The organism is Pseudoclavibacter helvolus (assembly GCF_049707175.1).
GTDB lineage: Bacteria > Actinomycetota > Actinomycetes > Actinomycetales > Microbacteriaceae > Pseudoclavibacter > Pseudoclavibacter helvolus_A.
In genome coordinates this window covers 1-18326 of record NZ_JBNAFM010000024.1, presented here as the reverse complement: position 1 = coordinate 18326, position 18326 = coordinate 1, and the positions used below count along the sequence as shown (strand labels likewise).

Sequence of the window (18326 nt, the reverse complement as noted above, 5' to 3'; positions counted from 1 at the left end):
TTGGCACGCAGATGACGCAGAGCACCATCACCCCGCAGCAGCAGGCACCCGCCGACGACCGCCGCCTCACACCGCGCATCCTGCTGCGCGCCGTGTCCATCGGCGAGGCCATCACGTGGGCCCTGCTGCTGATCGGCATGTTCCTCAAGTACGTCACGCAGACCACCGACCTCCTCGTGTCCGTCGGCGGCTCGCTGCACGGCGCCATGTTCATGGTCTACCTGGTCGTCACGGCGTTCGTCGGCATCAACCAGCGATGGCCGTGGTGGATGTTCGGGCTCGGCTGGTTCGCGGCCATCCCGCCGTTCGCGACCCTCGTCTACGACTGGTGGGCGGAACGCCGCGGCAGCCTTGAAGGCGGCTGGCGCGAGGCGCCCGCGAAGGGCTTCTCGCTGCAGCGCGTCGTGCGCTGGTTCGTCGACCGGCCCATCACGATGACCGTCGCCGTCGTCGTGCTCGCCGTCGTCATCCTGACCGGCTCCCTCAGCGGGGCCCTGGTCGCGCCGATCGGCAACCACTGAGCAGGCGAAGCAGCACACTTCCAGAACGCAACGAAGAGGGCGGATGCACGTGCATCCGCCCTCTTCGCGTGTCTCGGGTCAGCGACCCTGCGGCCTAGCGGCCGAAGAAGATCTTCGCCTGGTCCCAGCGGTCCTGCGGAACGGTCTTGAGACCGTCGAGCGCTTCCTCGAACGCGACCGTCTGCATTTCAGTACCGCGCAGCGCGACCATGTTGCCCCACTGCTTCGCGTTGACCATGTCGACCGCGTACTGACCGAACCGGGTCGCGAGAACACGGTCGTAGCCGGTCGGAGCGCCGCCGCGCTGGATGTGGCCGAGCGTCGTATTGCGGGTCTCGATGCCGGTGAGCTTCTCGAGCTCAGCCGTGACGTAGTCACCGACGCCACCGAGCAGCGGGCGGCCGGAGACCTCGGTGCCCTGCGACAGCACCTCATCCATACCTTCGGGAATGAAGCCCTCAGCCACCACGACGAGCGGCGAACGCCCACGCTGGTGCACCTCGGTCACCCACTCGGCAACCTGCGTCATGGCGACCTTCTGCTCGGGGATGAGCACGGCGTGCGCGCCAGCGGCCATACCCGAGTGCAACGCGATCCAGCCGACGTGGCGGCCCATGACCTCAGCCACCATCACACGGTGGTGCGACTCGCCCGTCGTGCGAAGGCGGTCCATCGCATCGGTCGCGATCTGCACCGCCGTGTCGAAGCCGAACGTGTAGTCGGTGGCCTGGAGGTCGTTGTCGATGGTCTTCGGCACACCGACGACGGGGATGCCCGCATCGGCCAGGCGCTTGGCGCCGGCCAGCGTGCCTTCGCCGCCGATCGCGATGAGCGCATCCACCGAGTGGCGCTCGAGCATGACTGCGATGTTCTCCGGTCCGCCGTTCGGGCCGTCAAACGGGTTCGTGCGGGAGGTGCCGAGGATCGTTCCACCCTGCTTCGCAAGACCGCGGACCTTGGTACGAGGAAGGTCCATGATGTCGCCATCAATGACACCACGCCAGCCGTCACGGAACCCCACGAACTCGTGGTCATAGGTCTTGATGCCGTGGAGCACACTGCCGCGAATGACAGCGTTGAGTCCGGGGCAGTCGCCGCCGCTGGTCAGCAGTCCGATCTTCATTCGTTCTCCTCAGGGTGTGGCAATACACGCAAACAGCCATCACGGTCGAGTAGCCCACCCACTGCGGGAACGGATTCGATGCAGAAGCGGATTCCTGCGTTGGAAGACGGCTCGACAGCGACAGTACCGGGTCCGGGTGTCTCGCGCGATTTCTGGAGCCCGTCGGACGGCGGTGGCCGCCGGTCGGGCGCGCGGCGGCGCTGGCTTACGCCGTGGCCTTGCCGACCATGCGAAGCGCGAGGATGATCGCGCCGACCATGAGCACGGCGCCGACGGCCGACGTCACGGTGCTCCCCGCGTCGAACGCGTGGAACGCAGAGTCGAGCAGCGTCTGAGCCTGCACCGTTTGCCCGCTGGCCTCGAGCTCGTTCGAGACGTTCACAGCACCCGCGAGCGTCTCTCGGGCAGCGTGCGCCTGTTCAGCGCTCGCTCCCTCGGGCACGACCATGCCGGAGCGATAGCTCGCGGTCAGCACGCCACCGAGCACGCTCGTGCCGAGCACTGCGCCGACCTCGTACGCCGTCTCGGAGACGGCCGAGGCCGCACCGGCCTTCGCCGGCGGCACACTCGCGATGATGACGTCGTTCGAGAGCGTCTCGGCGATGGCGATTCCGGCGGCGAGCAGCGTGAACGCGGCCACGAGCATCCACAACGGTGCCGAGCCGCCCGTGATCGCGAGCGAGAGGTAGGCGACAAACGCGAGCCCCAGGCCGAAGGCCATCGCGACGTGCACCTTGACGCGGCGGACGACCCGCACGATCACGAGGCCCGCGACGATCATCATGACGGTTCCGGGCAGCAGCATGAGGCCCGCTTCCAGCGGCGTGAGGCCGAGGATGAGCTGCAGGTGCTGCGAGAGGAAGAACAGCAGCCCGACGAGGGCGATGACGCTGACCAGGTTCACGAGCACCGAGCCAGTGAAGGCGGGGACGGCGAAGAGTCGCATGTCGAGGATCGGATTCTCTTGCGCCAACAGGCGGCGCACGAACAGCCAGCCGGACAGGACGCCGACGAGCAGCGCGCCGACCGAGATGAGGTCGATGCCGTCGGTCGCCGTGTGCTTGATGGCGAAGACGACGGGCGCGAGCGCCGCCATCGAGAGCAGGATCGCCGGCACGTCGATGGGGCCGGGGTTCGGGTCGCGCGACTCGGTGACGAGGAGCGGAGCGAAGATCAGGAGCGGCAGCAGGAACGGCACCGCGATGAGGAAGACGGACCCCCAGTGGAAGTGCTCGAGGAGCACCCCACCGACGATCGGCCCGATGGCCGTGCCCGCCGAGAATCCCGTCGCCCAGATCGCGATGGCGAGGCGGCGCTGCGCGCGGTCATGGAACATGCCGCGGAGCAGCGAGAGCGTGCAGGGCATGATCATGGCACCGAAGACGCCGAGCAGCAGGCGCGAGAGCAGGAGCATCTCCGCGGAGACGGAGAACGCCGCGAGCACCGAGACGAGCGCGAAGCCTGTGGAGCCGATGAGCAGAAGCTTGCGGCGGCCGATGCGGTCGCCGAACGACCCCATCGTGACGAGGAGGCCTGCGAGCACCAGCGGGTAGATGTCGATAATCCAGAGCTGCATCGCGGCGCTCGGCGAGAGGTCGAGCGCGATGTACGGGAGGGCGAAGCTCAGGACCGTGTTGTCGATCGACACGAGGAGGACGGGGAGCATCAGCACCGCGAGGCCGAGCCATTCCTTCCGGCCTGCGCGCTGTTCGATCAGTGTGGTCATGAGCAAGGACTATACCGACCAGCCGGTACAGTTGGCAACTGTAGGATGGCGCGCATGAGTTCCGCACGAGAGAAGATCCTCGACGCCTACGAGGAGTCACTGACGACCGTGGGCGTTGCCGCAACGACACTCGACGCCGTCGCCCGCATCGCGGGCGTCTCCAAGGGCGGACTCATCTACCACTTCCCCTCCAAGGAGGCGCTGGCGGATGCGCTCATCGCCCGATTCACGGGCATGGCCAGGGCCAGCGCGGACCAGCTGCAGGGAGACGCAGCCACCACGGTGCGGCGCTTCATCGAGATGAGCAGCTCGGTCGGCGACGAGCTCGACACCTCCTGGCTCGCCGTCATGAACCTCTCCCGCAACGGCAACCAGAGCGCGACCCGCGCGATGCTCGAACTGGAACGCTCCTGGCACGACGCGATCCTCGACTCGACCGGCAGCCCGCTCGTCGCGCACATGACGAAGCTGCTCGGCGACGGGCTCTACCACTCCACGTCGTTCGTCACCGAGTCGCGCCAGAGCCTCCCGGAGGCCGCGAAGCTCCTGCCGAGCGACGCGGAGCGCGAGGCGATCATCCAGACACTGCTCGACCTGCTCGACGAGTAATCGCAGTCGACGGCTTGCGCCCACCTCGGGCCAACCCCTGACCAATCACAATGCAATACACGCCCGAATGACGCCCCGAGTGCCAGAGACCCCGGTTTTTGCACTGACAGTGGACGGCCAGCGCCGCGGCGAGCCGACCCTAGGTGGCTGTTTCAGCGCCGCGGCGGCGGACAGCTCGAGGCGCGCGGAATGAGCGTCGGCATCGCGCGGCGGATGACGGGCCCGGATCCGGGCGTGAGCAGTAGCTCGAGCGCGGTCGTGGCGATCTGGTCGAACGAGGTGCGCACCGAGGTGAGCGGCACGGGCAGCGCCTCGGCGAGGGGCACGTCGTTGTAGCCGACGAGCGCGAGGTCGGTGCCGATCTGCAGCCCGCTGCGGTGGGACGCGGCCATGACGCCGAGGGCGAGGTTGTCGTTGGCGGCGAAGATGGCGGTGGGTGGCTCGTCGGTGGCGGCGAGGATGCGCTCGGTCGCGGCGGCGCCGTGTTCGATGCGGAACCCGTCGCCCGCGATGCGGTGCTCCGGGATCTCGATGCCAGCCTCTCGGGCTGCCCGCAGCGCGCCTGCGAGGCGGTCCCGCGCACTCGAGGTGAAGTCGGGGCCGGTCACGAGAGCGATGTCGCGGTGCCCGAGGTCGATGAGGTGGCGCACGGCGAGGTAGCCGCCGACTTCGTCGTCGCCGAGCGAGGAGGGGCTGACGCCGTCGGTGCGGAGGACGAGGGCGAGTGGGATGCCCGATTCCTGGAGCGACTGCGGGAAGCTGTCGACGCGGCGCGACGAAGCGATGATGAGCGCGTCCACGTTGCGGTCGAGCAGCACCTGTGCGGCGCGCTGCTCACCTTCGGCGTCGTCCCCGGTGGTCGCGACGACGGCGACGTAGCCGCGGGCGGCGGCGGCGCGCTCGATGGCCTCGTACATGAGGGCCATGACGGTGTCGCTGAGGCGAGGCACGAGCACGCCGATCGTACTCGTGGAGCCGCGGCGCAGCTGGGACGCAAAGACGTTGCGCCGGTAGCCGAGCTCGTTCGCGATCTCGCGCACCCGCACGGCGGTGGCCGATTGCGATTGTGTGGCGCGCTCGTCGAGGATGCGGCTGACCGTCGAGATGCTGACGCCGGCCTCGGCTGCTACCTGCTTGAGGGTCACGACTCTGCGCTCGCCCGTTCCAGGGGCCACAGCACTGTCGTTTCGCCTCATGCGGAGGAGTGTATCTCGCGTGGCGCGCGCCGATCGGCAGGAATCTCAGACTTCGGGGGTTGACATCGGGAACGTTTGCATCAAGACTTGCAATCGTTCCCGCAAACGTTTGCATCACAACAAAAATCAGCGAACGCCCGGGACCCACCACCTCAACGATGAGCAAAGGAAGACAAGATGTCGATCGATCTCCGCGGCCTCTCCCCCGCCCCCGTCACTCCCTTCACCGAAGACGGCGCCGTTGACTACGACGCAATCCAGCGCCTCGGCTCCTGGCTCGGCTCCGTCGACGGCGTCAAGAGCCTCGTCGTCCTCGGCCACGCCGGCGAGGGCACGTTCCTCACCCAGACCGAGCAGGCGAAGGTCATCACCGCCTTCCGCGAGTCGGTCGACTCCCGCATCCCGATCGTCGCCGGCATCACCCAGGAGGGCAACGACGTCGCCGCCGAGGAAGCCCAGCGGGCAGTGGATGCGGGCGCATCCGCCGGTCTCGTCTACCCGTCCCACGGATGGCTGCGCTTCGGGTACCAGGACGGCGCACCGCAGACCCGCTACCGCGACATCTACGAGGAGAGCGGCCTGCCGCTGATCCTCTTCCAGTACCCCGACAACACGAAAGCCACCTACAACCTCGACACCCAGCTCGAGATCGCAGGTCAAGAGGGCGTCTTCGCGACGAAGAACGGCGTGCGCAACATGCGCCGCTGGTACACCGAGATCCCTGCGCTGCGCGCCGCCTACCCCGAGCTGCAGATCCTCTCCTGCCACGACGAGTACCTGCTGCCCACGATGTTCGACGTCGACGGACTGCTCGTCGGCTACGGCAACATCGCCCCCGAGGCGCTCGTCGAGCTCATCGAAGCGGGCAAGGCGCACGACTACGACCGGGCGCACGAAATCCACGAGCGCCTCCTGCCCGTCACCAAGAACGTGTACCACCGCGGCTCCCACATGGAGGGCACGGTCGCACTCAAGTGGGGCCTCGTGCACCGCGGCATCCTCGACCACGCCACCGTTCGCACCCCGCTGCTGCCGCTCGCCGACGGCGCAGACCGCGAGATCGCGGAGGCATTCACCATCGCAGGGCTCGACCGCGTGACGGTCGCCTCCTAGCAAGGAGGGGCAGCGACAACAGGGTCGCTGCCCCCTACGCTTGACGTCGACTGCACGACGATCGACGACACACGCCGCCCCCGGGGCGGCACTGGAAGCGCCGGTTCCCGCAACCCGCGCGACCCCCAAGTCAATGACGACTTCGCGGCCGGATGCCACGCATCCGCACAGCCGCACTCCACGAAGGAGACCCCCATGGGCGACACCCGCCTCCACTCGACGCCGGGCACCGACCACGCGCGCATCTCGACCGAAGCAGTCCGCACGATCGTCGAATCCAGCCGCACTCGCCGCCGCTTCTGGCAGCAGCTCACCCTCATCGGACCCGCGTTCGTCGCGGGCGCCTGGCAGTTCGGGCCGGGTAACCTCACGACCGCCGTGCAGGCGGGAAGCAACTACCAGTACGCGCTCATCTGGGTCATCGCGGTCTCGACGATCCTCATGATCTTCCTCACCGACATGAGCGTGCGCCTCGGCATCAAGTCGCCGATCTCGCTCATCGCCTCCATCAAGGAGCACCTCGGCAAGCCGCTCGGCGTCGTCGCCGGTGTTGGCGTCTTCCTCATCACGCTCTGCTTCTCGGTCGGCAACGCCGTCGGCTCCGGCCTGGGCCTGTCGATGCTCATCGACGGCTCCTCGCCGGTCATGTGGACCCTCATCTGCACGCTCGGGGTCGCCGCGGTGCTGTTCATCCGCAGCATCTACAACGTCGTCGAGAAGGTGCTCATCGGCATCGTCGCCCTCATGGCGATCTGCTTCGTCGTGAGCGCGTTTGTCGTGAACCCCGACTGGGCGGCGGCCGGCCGCGGCCTCATCCCCACCGCACCCGAGGGCTCCTGGCTGCTCATCGTGGCGCTCGTCGGCACGAACTTCTCGATCAACGCCGCCTTCTACGCCTCCTACGGCACGAAAGAGCGCGGCCGCACCGAAGAGGACTACCGCGACGTCACCCTCGTCGACACCATCCCAGGCATCATCGCGCCCGGCATCATGACGGGGCTCGTCATCATCGTCGCCGCCGGCGCGCTCGGACGCACCGGCGAGACGGCCACCTCCATCACGGGCCTCGCCGCGATCTTCGAGCCCTTGGCGGGCCCCGTCGGCGGGTTCATCTTCGCCCTCGGGTTCTTCGGCGCCGCGTTCTCGTCGATGATCCCCAACGCGATCGCGGGCGGAACGATGCTGTCGGATGCGTTCGGTCGCGGCGCATCCGCCAACACCCTGACCGCGCGCCTCACGAGCGGGTTCATCCTCGCGTTCGGCCTCGGAGTGACGCTGCTCTTCCAGACGTCGCCGGTGGAGCTCATCGTGCTCGCCCAGGCGCTCACGATCCTGGTCGCGCCCATCCTGGCCGCGCTCATCATCATCATGGCCAACCGTCGCTCGCTCATGGGCGAGATGCGCAACAAGTGGTGGCAGAACGCGCTCGGCATCATCGGCCTCGTCTCCGTGCTCGCTCTCTCGGTGCGGCTGCTGACCAGCTTCATCGCCGGGTAGCTTTCGCTTCCGCGGCGTCCTGCCCCGCGACCTGGCCATCCACAGGGCCCGTGCTCAGCTGCTGAGCGCGGGCCCTGTCCAATGACAGTGCGATATCGGTGTAATTCGTGCGTCTTGGCGCCGTCGGGGCCGAATTTGCACTCCGACTGGGCAGCGCCGGCAGGCCCGGTCGCCTCCTAGGATGACCGCATGGTGAGCTTTGCCGACAAACCCGTCCACGACTTCACGATCGAGGAGTGGGAGGCGTTCCTCGAGTCGGGTCCAGACGACGGCGGCGTGCGGCTGAAGCTGCGCAAGAAGCTCTCGAAGGCGCCGGGCATCACCTGGCAGGAAGCCCTCGACGTGGCCCTCTGCTACGGGTGGATCGACGGGCAGTCCGCGCGATTCGACGACGACTACATGCTGCAGGCCTTCACGCCGCGGCGAAAGAACAGCCCTTGGTCGAAGATCAACGTCGGGCACGTCGGGCGCCTCATCGAAGAGGGGCGGATGCGGCCCGGTGGGCTCGCCGAGGTCGAGCGCGCGAAGGCCGACGGTCGCTGGGATGCGGCCTACCGGGTCAAGGGCGCAGAGGTACCCGCAGACCTGCAGATCGCGCTCGACGCGAACCCCGCTGCGCTCGCTTTCTTCGAGGTGATGAAGAAGCAGGAGCGCTTTCAGGTCATCTTCCGCATCTCGAACATCAAGACGCCCGCGATTCGTGCCGCGCGCATCCGGGACGTCGTCGAGAAGGCCGCCCGGGGCGAGCACCACTACAAGTAGGCACCTACGCTTCGCGCAGTCGCTGCCTCGCTGCCTCGGCACCTTGGCGCGTTGGCACAAACACACGAAACGTGCATGCTCCCGGCGGCGGGAGCATGCACGTTTCGTAGGTGTACCGCTGGCGCAGGGCGGGCGAGTGGATGCTCCCGGCGAGGGAGCCCACCCGTACGGGTCAGCGCAGCACGCGCTCCGAGATGAACGCGCGCAGCGCCTGCTCGTCGTCGTCGAGCTCGACAACCCGCTGCGGGGCGTCGAGGAGCTCCTGCGTCTCCGCGTCGACCTCGACCGGCGAGCCGAGGGCCTCGGAGATCGTGTCGGCGAACTTCTGCGGCTTTGCCGTCTCGAGCACGAGCATCGGCACGCCGTCCTCGAGGTGCTCGCGCGCAACTTTCACGCCGTCGGCGGTGTGCGGGTCGATCGTGACTCCGGATGCGTCGTGCACGGCGCGGATCGTCGCGAGGCGGTCGGCGTGCGTGCTGGTGCCGCTGACGATGCCGAACAGCGGCTCGAAGGTGTGCTGTGCCTCGGACAGGTCAATCTGACCGGTCTCGGCGAGCTCGCGCCACGCTTCAGCCGTGCGTCCGCCGTCGCGGCCGAGGAGCTCGAACACGAAGCGCTCGAGGTTCGACGCGCGCGACACATCCATCGACGGGCTCGACGTGGCGAGCGTGTTCTCGGCGTTGCGCGGGCGGTAGAACCCCGTGCGGAAGAACTCGTCGAGCACGTTGTTCTCGTTGACGGCGAGCACGAGCTTGCGCACGGGCAGGCCCATGAGCTTCCCGTACAGGCCCGAGAGGATGTTGCCGAAGTTGCCGGACGGCACCGCGAACGAGACCTCGAAGCCGTCGCGCTCATCCGCCGACAGCTCGTCGGTGGCCCGCAGCCACGCCCACACGTAGTAGGCGATCTGGGCCGAGATGCGGCCGAAGTTGATGGAGTTCACGGCGCCGAGGTTGTTCGCGCGCTTGAAGTCGATGTCTTCCGCGAGGCGCTTGACGAGGTTCTGGCAGTCGTCGAAGACGCCCTTGACCGCGATGTTGTGCACGTTCTCGTCCTGCAGCGAGTACATCTGCGCGCGCTGGAACGCGCTCATGCGCCCCTGCGGCGAGAGCATGAAGACGGAGACGCGCTCGCGCCCGCGCAGCGCGTGCTCCGCGGCCGAGCCGGTGTCGCCGGACGTCGCACCGAGCACGTTGAGCACGAGGTCGCGCTTTCCGAGCACGTAGTCGAGCGTCTGCCCGAGGTACTGCATCGCCATGTCCTTGAACGCGAGGGTCGGGCCCTCGGACAGGCCGACGAGCGTGAGCTGCGCATCCAGCTTCTGGAGCGGCACGACGTCGTCGGACACGAACCGGCCCTCGCCGTACGCGTGCGCGGTGAGCTGCTCGAGGTCTTCGCGCGGGATGTCGGTCGCGAAGAGGCCGAGCACCGCGGTTGCGAGACCGGCGTAGTCGAGCGAGCGCCAGCTCTCGAGGTCTTCGCTCGTGATGCGGGGCAGTACCTCTGGCACCGCAAGCCCGCCGTTCGGGGCGAGGCCTTCGAGAAGAACGTCGGAGTAGGAACCGAGCGTGCCGCCACGGGTAGAGATGTATTGCAAGTTCGCTCGCCTCAGTCGTCGTGTTTCGCCGGGAATGTGCGCCCCCATCGTATCGGGGCGGGTTAGTCGCGCGAGGTGCCCTTGACTTCCTGCGACCGCTCGGGCGTGCGCTGCCGCGATTGCACCCGCAGCGCGCCGGTCTCGTCGACCAGGTCAGCGCGCCGCTTGCCGGCCGCCCCGACTGCGAACTGGTAGGCGACGAGCAGCAGGGCCAGCCACACGGCGCCGACGATGAGCGCGACTCGCGTGTTTTCGAACCAGCCGAGCACGCCGAGCACAAACACCAGGAACCCGAGCGTCGCCCACGACGCGTATGGCCACAGTGGCACGGGGAACTCGGATGCGCTGCGCCCGCCGCGTGCGATGTCGCGCTTCATCGCGATGTGCGAGCAGACGATCATGATCCACACCCACACGGTCGCGAAGGTCGCGATGGACGCGATCACGAGGAACACGTCCTCGGGGATCACGGCGTTCATCCACGCGCCGACCGCGAGCGCCGCGACCATGAGCGCAACGGTCGCCCACGGCACGCCGTTCCGCGAGACCCGCAGGAACACGCGCGGCGCCTGCCCCTGCTCGGCGAGGCCGAAGATCATGCGGCCCGCGCCGAACACGTCCGAGTTGATGGCGGAGAGCGCGGCCGTGATGACGACGAAGTTCAGGATGTGCGGGGCTGCGGGGATACCGAGGCCGTCGAAGATCGAGACAAACGGGCTCGCGTCGCCCGTGATCGTGTTCCACGGCGCGAGCATCATGATGACCGCGAGCGCGCCCACGTAGAAGAGGAGGATGCGCAGCGGCACGCTGTTGATGGCCTTCGGGATGACGCGCTTCGGGTCCTGCGCCTCGCCCGCCGTGATGCCGATGATCTCGATGCCGCCGAACGCGAAGACCACGATCGCGAAGGACGCGATGAGGCCCTCGATGCCCATGGGGAAGAAGCCGCCCGTCGCCGGGTTGAAGAGCGCCCCGATGCCGGACGCGTCCGGTGACTGGTTGCTGAACCCGAAGACGATGATCGCGATGCCGCCAGCGATCATGGCGATGATCGCCGTGACCTTCACGAGGGCGAGCCAGAACTCGAGCTCGCCGAAGGCCCGCACCCCGAGCAGGTTGATGGCGGTGATGAAGAGGATGACGGCGACGATCCACACCCAGCGCGCCACGTCCGGGTACCAGAAGCCCATGTACACGCCGAACGCGGTGACGTCGGCGATCGCGACGACGATCATCTCGAACGCGTACGTCCAGCCGGTGATGAAGCCCCAGCGCGCACCGAGGTAGCGGTTCGCGAACTGCCCGAACGACCCCGTCACGGGGTGCCGCACCGTCATCTCGCCGAGGGCGCGCATCACCATGAAGACGGCGGCGCCCGCGATCATGTAGGCCAGCAGCACGGCGGGGCCGGCGGCCTGAATCGCCGCGGACGAACCGTAGAAAAGGCCAGTCCCGATGGCCGAACCGAGCGCCATGAAGCGGATGTGCCTCGCCGTCAGCGCGCGGGCCAGGGGTCGCCGACGCGTCGCCTCGGTGTCGATGCCGTTCGTCTCGACCGTCTTCATTCGCAGTACGCGTTCCTCGTGGCTCGGGCGGCGCATCCACCCGACCGTCTTCTGCGCCGGCGCGCCACCTGCGGAATCGTAGCGCCTCCCACGGACACGGGAGACGCCCGCCGTAGGCCAGAAAATGCCGAGAACACCCCGAAACGTCCGCGCGCGCATGGCACGTTGCCCTAGGTTGGCGTCAAGCATTTGCCCCGCTTGAGTGGGGCGTCGAGGAGGACACCATGCCAGAGACACTGCCGCTGCCGGAATCGCCCCGCCAGGGCGTCGAGCGCTTCGACCTGACCGCCGTGCCGCTCGCCGTGGCCCGCTACGACAACGTCACCATGGGTGACCTGCGCACGCTCTTCGACACGACCTTCCAGGCGATGGGCGCCGCGATCGGTGCCGACAAGGTGCACCCCGCAGGGCCGGCGCTCGCCGTGTACCACGGCGACCCGTCGCAGACTTTCGACGTCGAGATCGGCTTCCCCGTCACCGAGCCCATCCGCGAGAAGACGATCGTGGGCGACATCACGATCCAGAACTCGACGCTGCCCGCTGGCCCTGCAGCAGGCGCCTCACACCTCGGCTCGTTCGACGGTCTCGGCGACGCGTGGGGGCGCCTGATCCAGGATGTCCTCGACTCCGGCGATGGCCCCGGTTCCATGGTCGAGATCTACGTGACCGAGCCGAGCCCCGACATGAACCCGGACGACCTGCGCACCGACCTCATCGTCTCGCTCGCCCCGCGCCAGTAGCGCGCGGGCGGGCGCCCCGGGGCGGCGCGGGCGTCAGGCCCGGCCGGCCCCCTGCGAGGGGAGCACCTCAAAGGTCACGGGCTCCGCGAAGCCGGCAGCGGCGAACGCGTCGTGGATGCTGCGCGAAATGGATGCGAGATCGTCGCGTTCCACGAGCGCGATCGCCGCTCCCCCGAATCCGCCGCCCGTCATGCGCGAGCCGATGGCCCCTGCAGCGACGGCCGTCGATACAGCGAGGTCGAGCTCGGGCACGGAGATCTCGAAATCGTCGCGCATCGATGCGTGCGACTCGGCGAGCAGCGGGCCGATGCTGCGCGGACCGCTCTCGCGGAGCGCATCCACGACGGCGAGCACCCTCGCGTTCTCGGTGACGATGTGGCGCACGCGGCGGTACGTCTCTTCGTCGAGCACCTGCCGGGCCCGCTCGAGGTCGTCGACGCTCACGTCGCGCAGCGATGAGACGCCGAGACCTGCAGCACCCCGCTCGCACGACGCGCGGCGGTCGGCGTAGCCGCCGTTGGCGTGCGCATGCTCGACCCGAGTGTCGATGACGAGCACCGCGAGGCCCTGCGCCTCAAACGAGAGCGGCACGATCGTTGATTCGAGCGAGCGGCAGTCAAGCAGCACACCGGCGTCGCGCTGTCCGAGCAGCACCGCCGACTGGTCCATGATGCCGGTCGGCGCGCCGACGGCCTCGTTCTCGGCGAGGCGCCCGATGCGGGCGAGCGTCCGCCGGTCGAGCCCCAGGCTCCACAGTTCATCGATGGCCACGGCCACGGCGCCCTCGAGCGCGGCGGATGAGGAGAGCCCGGCCCCGAGCGGCACGTCCGACTCGACGTGCAGGTCGAGCCCGCGCACCTCGCTGAGGTCCGCGCCAAGCCGGCCGGCGGCCCAGATGACCCCGAGCGCGTACGCGGACCAGCCGCCGAGCACATCCGGTGCCAGGTCGTCGATCGCGATCTCCTCGACGCCGTCGCGCAGGCCGCTCGAGACGCGGACGAGCCGGTCGTCGCGCAGCCTGGCGGCGACCACCGTGTGCCGGTCGATCGCGAACGGGAACACGAAGCCTTCGTTGTAGTCGGTGTGCTCGCCGATGAGGTTCACGCGGCCAGGCGACGACCAGAGGCCAGCGGGCGACCCGCCGTGGATGCGCGCGAACGCGTCCGAGGCGGCAGCCGTGAGCTCGGGCCGGGTCATGCCGCATCCACCTTCGCGAGGGCCGCGCGCAGCAGCTCGGCCGTGGCCTCCGGCGGGACGTCGCCGATGAAGGCGCCCATGGCCGACTCCGAGCCGGCGAGGAACTTCAGCTTGTCGGCGGCGCGACGAGGCGAGGTGATCTGCAGCATGAGCCTGATGTCCTCTCGGTGCCGGTTCACCGGCGCCTGGTGCCAGGCGGCGATGTAGGGGGTCGGGGTGTCGTAGATCGCGTCGATGGCGCGCAGCACGCGGCGGTACTCGCGGGCGATCTCGTCGCGCTCCTCCGGCGTCGTCTCGGCCAGGTCGGCGACGTGGCGGTGCGGCAGCATGTGCACCTCGAGCGGCCAACGCGCGGCGAACGGCACGAAGAACGTGACGTGCTCGCCGCGGATCAGGACGCGGTCGGAGGCCTGCTCGAAGTCGAGGATGTCCTGGAACAGGGCGGGCCCATACTGCTCGACCGAGCGGATGAGCGCGGCCGTGCGGGGCGTGATGTACGGGTAGGAGTAGATCTGGCCGTGCGGGTGGTGCAGCGTCACCCCGATGTCCTTGCCCCGATTCTCGAAGGGGAAGACCTGCTGCACGCCGGGCAGCTGCGAGAGCGCCGCGGTGCGGTCGGCCCAGGCCTCGACGACCGTGCGGGCACGGGAGAGAGACAGCGACGCGAACGAGCCCTCCGACTCGGGGCTGAAGCACACGACCTCGCAGCGGCCGACGGACGGTTTCGTGCGGCCGAGGCCGACGGAGGCGAGCTCCTTCAGCTGCGCCGCAGCGTCGACGTCCTCGTCGGCGAGGGTCGGGCCGAACGACGGCGACTTGTTCTCGAAGACGGCGACGTCGTAGTTGCTCGGCACCTCGGTGAGGTTCGCGGGCGACGACGGGGCGAGCGGGTCGAGGTGCTTCGGCGGCAGCATGACGCGGTTCTGGCGTGCGGCGGCGATGGAGATCCACTCGCCGGTGAGCGGGTCCTGGCGCATCTCGGCCACCGGCGGCCGGTCGGCGGGCACGCGGCTGTCGAGGGCGCGCTCCGGGTCGAGCGTCGTGTCGGCGTCGTCGAAGTAGATGAGCTCGCGACCGTCGGAGAGCAGCGTCTGGCGCTTGACGATGTTGTTCGTGAGGGAGTGCACGCTCCGATTACGCCACTTTCGTTTTCGAAAGTCAAGCGCAATCTGTCTTACGAAGGCGTAAGATGTGACCGTGGTAAACACCGAGACGACGCCAGACGGCCCCGCAGCCGCCCGCAGGGCGGACCTTGTCGAGCTCGTGAAGCGTCGTGGCTTCGCCAGGGTCACGGACCTCAGCAGAGAGCTCCGCGTCTCCGAGGTCACCGTGCGCTCCGACCTCACCGCGCTCGAACGCGAGGGCATCCTCGGTCGCGTGCACGGCGGCGCGATCTTCGGACGCGGCCCCGCGGGCATCGAAACCTCCTTCGAGACCGCACGGCAGAGCGCGGCCGACGAGAAGCGCCGCATCGGAATCGCAGCGGCCGCGCTCGTGACGAGCGGGTCGAGCGTGCTCCTCGACGTCGGCACGACCACGACGGCGGTCGCCGAAGCCCTGCTCGCACGCGAAGACCTCGACGACGTGGTCATCATCACGAACGGCCTCTCGATCGCGCTGGCCCTGGAGTCGGCCATCCCGCGCTTCACGGTCGTCGTCACCGGCGGCACTCTCCGCCCGCTGCAGCACTCGCTCGTCGCGCCCTACGCCTCCGCCATGCTCGAGCGCATCCACACCGACCTCGCGATCATCGGCTGCACGGGCGTGCAGGTCGGCGCGGGGGTGACCAACGTGAACCTGCCCGAATCCGAGCTGAAGCGAGCGATGCTCCACACGGCAGACCGAGCGGTGGTCGTCGCCGACGCGAGCAAGCTGGGCCGCGCCCACGTCGGCGTCATCGGCGGCCTCGACAAGTTCGAGAGCGTCATCACCGGGGCCGAAGCCAATGCCGGCGAAGTCGAGACGCTGCGCGCGGCCGGCTGCGACGTGCGCCTGGTCTGACCGCGCCGGCCCGCCCACGCGCATCCACAGCCCTTCGCGCGGGCACCCGCGAACGCCGTAGACTCGTGCGGTGCGGACACGCCCCGACTTCTCCGCATCGCGCCGCCAGAAGGAGCCTCGCCAGTGAGCAGCCAGACCACCCACGTTCCGGATACCGTCGACAACGCGAAGGCGACCCCCGAGAAGGAGCAGCCGTACGGCGCCCTCGGGTTGAAGCCGGACGAGTACGACAAGATCCGCGAGATTCTCGGCCGCCGGCCCACCTCGGGTGAGCTCGCCATGTACTCGGTCATGTGGTCGGAGCACTGCTCCTACAAGTCTTCGAAGAACTACCTGCGCCAGTTCGGCCAGAAGGTCTCGGACGAGATGAAGAAGAACCTCATGGTCGGCATGGGCGAGAACGCCGGCGTCATCGACGCGGGCGAGGGCTGGGCGGTGACCTTCAAGGTCGAATCGCACAACCACCCCTCCTACATCGAGCCGTTCCAGGGCGCGGCGACCGGCGTCGGCGGCATCGTGCGCGACATCATCTCAATGGGCGCCCGGCCCGTCGCCGTGATGGATGCGCTGCGTTTCGGCGACATCGACGAGGCCGACACGGCGCGCGTCGTGCACGGCGTCACGAGCGGCATCTCCTTCTACGGCAACTGCCTGGGCCTGCCCAACATCGGCGGCGAGACGTGGTTCGACGGCGTCTACCAGGCGAACCCACTCGTCAACGCGCTGGCGGTCGGCGTGCTCCGCCACGAAGACCTGCACCTCGCGAACGCGCGCGGCGCGGGCAACAAGGTCGTGCTCTTCGGCGCGCGCACGGGCGGCGACGGCATCGGCGGCGCATCCATCCTCGCCTCCGACTCGTTCGACGAGAAGGGCCCCACAAAGCGGCCCGCCGTGCAGGTCGGCGACCCGTTCGCCGAGAAGGTGCTCATCGAGTGCTGCCTCGAGCTGTTCCGCGAGAAGGTCGTCGAGGGCATCCAGGACCTGGGCGCTGCCGGCATCTCCTGCGCGACGAGCGAGCTCGCGGCGGCCGGCGACGGCGGCATGTACATCGAGCTCGACAAGGTGCTGCTGCGCGACCCGAACCTCACGGCAGAAGAGATCCTCATGTCGGAGAGCCAGGAGCGCATGATGGCGGTCGTGCACCCCGACAAGCTCGACGCGTTCATGGCGATCGTCGACAAGTGGGACGTCGAGACGAGCGTGCTCGGCGAGGTCACCGACACGGGCCGCCTGGTCATCAACTGGCGCGGCGTGGAGATCGTGAACGTCGACCCGCGCACCGTCGCGATCGACGGCCCCGTCTACGACCGGCCCGTCGCGTACCCGACCTGGATCGACGCGCTGCAGGCCGACTCCGCATCCGCACTCCCCCGCCCGCAGTCGGGCGAGGAGCTCCGTGAGCAGGTGCTCGCGCTCATCTCGTCGGCGAACCTCGCCAACCCCGAGTGGATCACGCAGCAGTACGACCGCTACGTGCTCGGCAACACCGCCTTCGGTACGCCGGAAGACGCGGGCATGGTGCGTATCGACGAGGAGTCGGGCCTCGGCTTCGCGATCAGCCTCGACGCCAACGGCCGTTACGCGCAGCTCGACCCCGCCGCGGGCGCCAAGCTCGCGCTCGCTGAGGCCTACCGGAACGTCGCAGCCACCGGCGCGCGCCCCGCAGCCGTCTCTGACTGCCTCAACTTCGGCAGCCCTGAGAACCCCGAGGTCATGTGGCAGTTCTCGAAGGCCGTGGAAGGCCTCGCGGACGGCTGCCTCGAGCTCGGCATCCCCGTCACGGGCGGCAACGTGTCGTTCTACAACCAGACCGGCGACGTGCCCATCCACCCGACGCCCGTCGTCGCGGTGCTCGGCCTCATCGACGACGTCGCCCGCCGCGTGCCATCGGGCTGGCAGGAGGAGGGCGACAACCTCTACCTCCTCGGCACCACGCTCGAAGAGCTCTCCGGCTCCGTCTGGGCGGACGTCGTGCACGGCCACCTCGGCGGCCTCCCCCCGCAGGTGAACCTCGAGCGCGAGAAGGCGCTCGCAGACCTCGTCATCGGCGCCGCTCACCAGGGACTCCTCACCTCGGCACACGACCTGTCCGAGGGTGGCCTCGCGGCCGCGATTGTCGAGTCCTCGACGCGCTTCGGCGTCGGAGCCCGCATTGTCCTCGACGGCCTCATGCACAAGGAGGGGGTGGATGCGGCTACCGCACTGTTCAGCGAGTCGGCGGGGCGCATCCTCGTCTCCGTCCCGCACGACGATGACGTTCGCTTCCAGGCCATGTGCGAGGCGCGCGACTTCCCCGTCACGCGCGTCGGCGTGAGCGACGGCACCGGACCCGACGCGAAGCTCGAAGTGCAGGGGCTCTTCGAGTTCACGCTCGCCGAGCTCTCCGAGGCGCGCGGCGCGACGCTGCCGAAGCGCTTCGGCGACGTGGTCGGGCCAAACTCGGCGCCAATCACCGCTGTCCTGTAGCGGCCTCGATCTAGTCGCCGGCCGCCGCTCTTGAGTCTCGGGGTGGGGTTGTGGGGGGGGGGGGGGGGGGGGGGGGCGGCCCGCCCGCCGCCCCCCCCGCCCCCCCCCCCCGCCCCCGCCCCCCCCCCCCCCCCCGCCGGGGGCGGGGGGGGGGGGGGGGGGGGCGGCCGCCCCCCCCCCCCCCCCCCCCCCCCCCCCGCCCCGCGCCCCCCC

Annotated in this window: 15 protein-coding genes; 8 read left to right on the top strand and 7 right to left on the bottom strand. The window is 69.0% G+C overall.

The window, feature by feature from the left end:
* The first annotated feature begins 11 nt into the window (after window positions 1-11).
* Window positions 12-521, top strand: coding sequence for a DUF3817 domain-containing protein (locus tag ACPYN9_RS15695; RefSeq protein ID WP_424467552.1), 510 nt, complete (start codon window positions 12-14; stop codon window positions 519-521).
* A gap of 94 nt (window positions 522-615) precedes the next feature.
* Here the strand turns inward: ACPYN9_RS15695 and ACPYN9_RS15690 are convergent, their stop codons facing one another.
* Window positions 616-1644 carry an ATP-dependent 6-phosphofructokinase gene (locus ACPYN9_RS15690; RefSeq protein WP_424467550.1) on the bottom strand — a complete coding sequence of 343 codons (1029 nt, stop codon included), beginning with the start codon at window positions 1642-1644 and terminating at the stop codon, window positions 616-618.
* Between the two features lie 205 nt (window positions 1645-1849).
* Window positions 1850-3370 (bottom strand): MFS transporter, encoded by a 1521-nt coding sequence (locus ACPYN9_RS15685; protein ID WP_424467548.1) that lies wholly within the window; start codon window positions 3368-3370, stop codon window positions 1850-1852.
* 54 nt (window positions 3371-3424) lie between these two features.
* Between ACPYN9_RS15685 and ACPYN9_RS15680 the strand changes: the two genes are divergently transcribed.
* Window positions 3425-3979, top strand: a complete 555-nt coding sequence (locus tag ACPYN9_RS15680; RefSeq protein ID WP_424467546.1) for a TetR/AcrR family transcriptional regulator — start codon at window positions 3425-3427, stop codon at window positions 3977-3979.
* 152 nt (window positions 3980-4131) lie between these two features.
* Here ACPYN9_RS15680 and ACPYN9_RS15675 read toward each other — a convergent pair whose 3' ends face one another.
* Complete coding sequence (locus tag ACPYN9_RS15675; protein ID WP_424467544.1) at window positions 4132-5175, bottom strand: LacI family DNA-binding transcriptional regulator; 1044 nt, start codon at window positions 5173-5175, stop codon at window positions 4132-4134.
* Between the two features lie 177 nt (window positions 5176-5352).
* On the opposite strand from ACPYN9_RS15675, the gene ACPYN9_RS15670 reads away from it, so the two are divergent.
* The 3 genes from ACPYN9_RS15670 (at window position 5353) to ACPYN9_RS15660 (ending at window position 8547) form a co-directional block, all read left to right on the top strand.
* Window positions 5353-6288 carry a dihydrodipicolinate synthase family protein gene (locus ACPYN9_RS15670; protein WP_424467542.1) on the top strand — a complete coding sequence of 312 codons (936 nt, stop codon included), beginning with the start codon at window positions 5353-5355 and terminating at the stop codon, window positions 6286-6288.
* Window positions 6289-6483: 195 nt separating this feature from the next.
* Window positions 6484-7785 carry an Nramp family divalent metal transporter gene (locus tag ACPYN9_RS15665; RefSeq protein WP_424467540.1) on the top strand — a complete coding sequence of 434 codons (1302 nt, stop codon included), beginning with the start codon at window positions 6484-6486 and terminating at the stop codon, window positions 7783-7785.
* A 189-nt stretch (window positions 7786-7974) separates the two neighbouring features.
* Window positions 7975-8547, top strand: a complete 573-nt coding sequence (locus ACPYN9_RS15660) for a YdeI/OmpD-associated family protein (protein ID WP_424467538.1) — start codon at window positions 7975-7977, stop codon at window positions 8545-8547.
* Window positions 8548-8719: 172 nt separating this feature from the next.
* Here the strand turns inward: ACPYN9_RS15660 and thrC are convergent, their stop codons facing one another.
* Window positions 8720-10144 carry a threonine synthase gene (gene thrC, locus ACPYN9_RS15655; RefSeq protein WP_424467536.1) on the bottom strand — a complete coding sequence of 475 codons (1425 nt, stop codon included), beginning with the start codon at window positions 10142-10144 and terminating at the stop codon, window positions 8720-8722.
* A gap of 62 nt (window positions 10145-10206) precedes the next feature.
* Entirely contained in the window at window positions 10207-11709 is a 1503-nt protein-coding gene (locus tag ACPYN9_RS15650; protein ID WP_424467534.1) for an amino acid permease, read from the bottom strand.
* 224 nt (window positions 11710-11933) lie between these two features.
* Between ACPYN9_RS15650 and ACPYN9_RS15645 the strand changes: the two genes are divergently transcribed.
* Window positions 11934-12449, top strand: coding sequence for a GyrI-like domain-containing protein (locus ACPYN9_RS15645; RefSeq protein ID WP_424467532.1), 516 nt, complete (start codon window positions 11934-11936; stop codon window positions 12447-12449).
* 33 nt (window positions 12450-12482) lie between these two features.
* Here ACPYN9_RS15645 and galK read toward each other — a convergent pair whose 3' ends face one another.
* Window positions 12483-13646, bottom strand: coding sequence for a galactokinase (gene galK / locus ACPYN9_RS15640; RefSeq protein ID WP_424467530.1), 1164 nt, complete (start codon window positions 13644-13646; stop codon window positions 12483-12485).
* On the bottom strand, window positions 13643-14773 hold the full coding sequence (gene galT, locus ACPYN9_RS15635; RefSeq protein ID WP_424467528.1) for a galactose-1-phosphate uridylyltransferase: 1131 nt from the start codon (window positions 14771-14773) through the stop codon (window positions 13643-13645). Before galT ends, galK begins: the two co-directional genes overlap by 4 nt.
* Before the next feature lie 64 nt (window positions 14774-14837).
* Here galT and ACPYN9_RS15630 point away from each other — a divergent pair, with 64 nt between their 5' ends.
* Together ACPYN9_RS15630 and purL are read left to right on the top strand one after the other, a co-directional pair.
* The gene (locus tag ACPYN9_RS15630; protein ID WP_424467526.1) at window positions 14838-15647 is read left to right on the top strand and encodes a DeoR/GlpR family DNA-binding transcription regulator; all 810 of its coding nucleotides are present in this window, start codon (window positions 14838-14840) and stop codon (window positions 15645-15647) included.
* Window positions 15648-15770: 123 nt separating this feature from the next.
* On the top strand, window positions 15771-18113 hold the full coding sequence (purL, locus tag ACPYN9_RS15625; RefSeq protein ID WP_424467524.1) for a phosphoribosylformylglycinamidine synthase subunit PurL: 2343 nt from the start codon (window positions 15771-15773) through the stop codon (window positions 18111-18113).
* Window positions 18114-18326: the final 213 nt, after the last annotated feature.

Coding starts and splice junctions, on each gene's coding strand:
- ACPYN9_RS15695 (WP_424467552.1), top strand. CDS start 12: ATGACGCAGAGCACCATCACCCCGCAGCAGCAGGCACCCGCCGACGAC.
- ACPYN9_RS15690 (WP_424467550.1), bottom strand. CDS start 1,644: ATGAAGATCGGACTGCTGACCAGCGGCGGCGACTGCCCCGGACTCAAC.
- ACPYN9_RS15685 (WP_424467548.1), bottom strand. CDS start 3,370: ATGACCACACTGATCGAACAGCGCGCAGGCCGGAAGGAATGGCTCGGC.
- ACPYN9_RS15680 (WP_424467546.1), top strand. CDS start 3,425: ATGAGTTCCGCACGAGAGAAGATCCTCGACGCCTACGAGGAGTCACTG.
- ACPYN9_RS15675 (WP_424467544.1), bottom strand. CDS start 5,175: ATGAGGCGAAACGACAGTGCTGTGGCCCCTGGAACGGGCGAGCGCAGA.
- ACPYN9_RS15670 (WP_424467542.1), top strand. CDS start 5,353: ATGTCGATCGATCTCCGCGGCCTCTCCCCCGCCCCCGTCACTCCCTTC.
- ACPYN9_RS15665 (WP_424467540.1), top strand. CDS start 6,484: ATGGGCGACACCCGCCTCCACTCGACGCCGGGCACCGACCACGCGCGC.
- ACPYN9_RS15660 (WP_424467538.1), top strand. CDS start 7,975: ATGGTGAGCTTTGCCGACAAACCCGTCCACGACTTCACGATCGAGGAG.
- ACPYN9_RS15650 (WP_424467534.1), bottom strand. CDS start 11,709: ATGAAGACGGTCGAGACGAACGGCATCGACACCGAGGCGACGCGTCGG.
- ACPYN9_RS15645 (WP_424467532.1), top strand. CDS start 11,934: ATGCCAGAGACACTGCCGCTGCCGGAATCGCCCCGCCAGGGCGTCGAG.
- galK (WP_424467530.1), bottom strand. CDS start 13,646: ATGACCCGGCCCGAGCTCACGGCTGCCGCCTCGGACGCGTTCGCGCGC.